The organism is Aeromicrobium sp. PFPM2_SD2, assembly GCF_057364525.1.
In genome coordinates, this window is record NZ_JBNFNZ010000355.1 from 1 (window position 1) to 2,601 (window position 2,601).

General features: G+C 73.4%; 1 protein-coding gene and 1 pseudogene. Both read left to right on the forward strand.

Features of this window, described 5'->3' with window-relative positions:
- Window positions 1-153: 153 nt before the first annotated feature.
- Window positions 154-1,336: pseudogene (locus AC2W7G_RS13465) on the forward strand (error-prone DNA polymerase family protein); the annotation flags it as partial.
- Between the two features lie 466 nt (window positions 1,337-1,802).
- Window positions 1,803-2,513 (forward strand): helix-hairpin-helix domain-containing protein, encoded by a 711-nt coding sequence (locus AC2W7G_RS13470; protein ID WP_485868888.1) that lies wholly within the window; start codon window positions 1,803-1,805, stop codon window positions 2,511-2,513.
- Window positions 2,514-2,601 lie beyond the last annotated feature (88 nt).

Sequence of the window (2,601 nt, forward strand, 5' to 3'; positions counted from 1 at the left end):
CTGGCGCCTCGGGCGCCGAGATGCTCGCCCGGCTGCCGCGCCACCGCGACGCCGTCGCCGCACCCGTCCCGCTGGCCGACGAGCTCGCCTTTCGACCTGCGCGCGGCCAGTCCGCAGCTGCCCCAGCACGGCATCCCCGAGGGCTGGACGGCGATGGCCTGGCTGCGCCACCTCGTCGCCGAGGGCATCGAGCTGCGCTACGCCCACGACCGCGAGCGGGCCACCGAGCGCATCGAGCGCGAGCTGGCGGTCATCGAGGCCAAGGACTTCCCGGGCTACTTCCTCATCGTCCACGACCTGGTGAAGCACGCCCGCGAGCAGGGCATCCTGTGCCAGGGCCGGGGCTCGTCGGCCAACTCCGCGGTCTGCTACGCCCTCGGCATCACCGCGGTCGACTCGGTGCACTACGGGCTGCCGTTCGAGCGCTTCCTGTCCGAGACCCGCGACGACGCCCCCGACATCGACGTCGACTTCGACTCCGACCGCCGCGAGGAGGTCATCCAGTGGGTCTACGAGCGCTACGGACGCCGCAACGCCGCGCAGGTGGCCAACATCATCAGCTACCGCCCGCGCTCGGCGGTGCGCGACGCGGCCAAGGCGCTGGGCTACTCGCCGGGCCAGCAGGACGCCTGGAGCAAGCAGGTCGACAGCTGGCGCACGATCGACCCCGACGAGGGCCACGGCATCCCGGCGCCGGTGCTCGACCTGGGCCGTCAGCTGCTCGGCCAGCCGCGCCACCTGGGCATCCATTCCGGCGGCATGGTGCTGACCCGCCAGCCGATCGGCGAGGTTGTCCCGATCGAGCGCGCCCGCATGCCCGGACGCACGGTGCTGCAGTGGGACAAGGACGCCTGCGCGTACATGGGCCTGGTGAAGTTCGACCTGCTCGGCCTGGGCATGCTCGGGGCGCTGGACCACACGATGCGGGTCGTGGCCGAGCACCTGGGGGAGGAGTGGACGCTCGCGACGCTGCCGCGCGACGAGGCGGCCACCTACGACATGCTGTGCCGGGCGGACTCGATCGGCGTCTTCCAGGTCGAGAGCCGGGCCCAGATCGGCACCCTGCCCCGCCTGCTGCCGCGGCGGTTCTACGACCTGGCCATCGAGATCGCGCTCATCCGCCGGGCCGATCCAGGGCGGCGCGGTGCACCCTTACATCCGCCGCGCCACGGGCAAGGAGCCGGTGGAGTACCCGCACCCGCTGACCAAGCCGGTGCTCGAGCGCACGCTGGGCGTCCCGCTGTTCCAGGAGCAGCTCATGCAGATGGCCGTCGCCATCGCCGACTGCACCCACGCCGAGGCCGACCTGCTGCGCCGGGCGATGGGCTCCAAGCGCGGCGTCGAGCGCATCAGCACGCTGAAGGACAAGCTCTACGACGGCATGGCCCGCCACGGCATCGTCGGCGAGCAGGCCGACAACCTCTACCAGCGCATCGAGTCGTTCGCGAACTTCGGCTTCGCCGAGAGCCACGCGCTGAGCTTCGCGGTGCTCGTGTACGCCAGCTCGTGGCTCAAGCTGCACTACCCGGGCGCGTTCCTGGTCGGGCTGCTGCGCAACCAGCCGATGGGGTTCTACTCGCCGCAGTCGCTGGTCGCCGACGCCCGGCGCCACGGGGTGCGGGTGCTGCGCCCGGACGTCAACCGGTCGCGGGCCCAGGCCGACCTCGAGCCCGACCCCGAGGGCGTCGCCGGCGGACGCGATGCATGCCTGGAGTTCCTCCAGCCCACGCCCGGGCCGTTCGTGCGCGGCACCCCCGATCCGACGCCCCGAGCACCGGCGCGACGGCGGGTTCGCCGTCCGCATGGGCCTGGACGCGGTGCAGGGCATCGGGCTGGACGCCGCCCGCCGAGTGGTCGAGGCGCGCGGCGACGAGCCGTTCACGTCCATCCCCGACCTCGTGCGGCGCACCGGGCTGACCACGGCCCAGGTCGAGTCGCTGGCCACGGCGGGCGCGTTCGACAGCCTGGGGCTGGACCGGCGCCAGGCGCTGTGGAACGCCGGCTACACCGACAGCCCCGACATGCTGCCGGGCACGGCCACGGTGGTCGAGGCGCCGATGCTGCCGGGCATGACGCCGGCCGAGCTGACCGTCGCCGACCTGTGGGCCACGCACGTCTCGCCCGACACGCACCCGATGGCGTACGTCCGGGCCCTGCTGACGTCCGAGGGCGTGCTGGCCGTCTCCGCGCTGGCCGGGCACGAGCCGCGCCGCCGGGTCCACGTCGGCGGACTCATCACCCACCGCCAGCGGCCGGCCACGGCGAGCGGCGTCACCTTCCTCAACCTCGAGGACGAGACCGGCATGCTCAACGTCGTCGTGACGCCCGACGTGTGGAGGCGTCACCAGCGGGTCGCCCGCGGGGCGGCGGCCGTCGTCGTCCGCGGCATGCTCGAGGTGTCCGAGGAGGGCGTGGTCAACCTCGTCGCCGAGAAGCTCGTCCGGCTCGAGGAGCTCTACCCGGCCGCGGCCGCCGCCCTCCCGGCCAAGCACCGGGCCCGCGACTTCCGCTGACCCCACCTCCGCGCTGAGCGTGACGTTGTGCACGCCCGCACCGGCGTGTCGCGTGCACAACGTCACGCTCAGCGCGGACATGGGGCCG

Bases quoted from the DNA above. Each gene is read 5' to 3' on its own strand.
- AC2W7G_RS13470 (WP_485868888.1), top strand. From the start codon at position 1,803: ATGGGCCTGGACGCGGTGCAGGGCATCGGGCTGGACGCCGCCCGCCGA.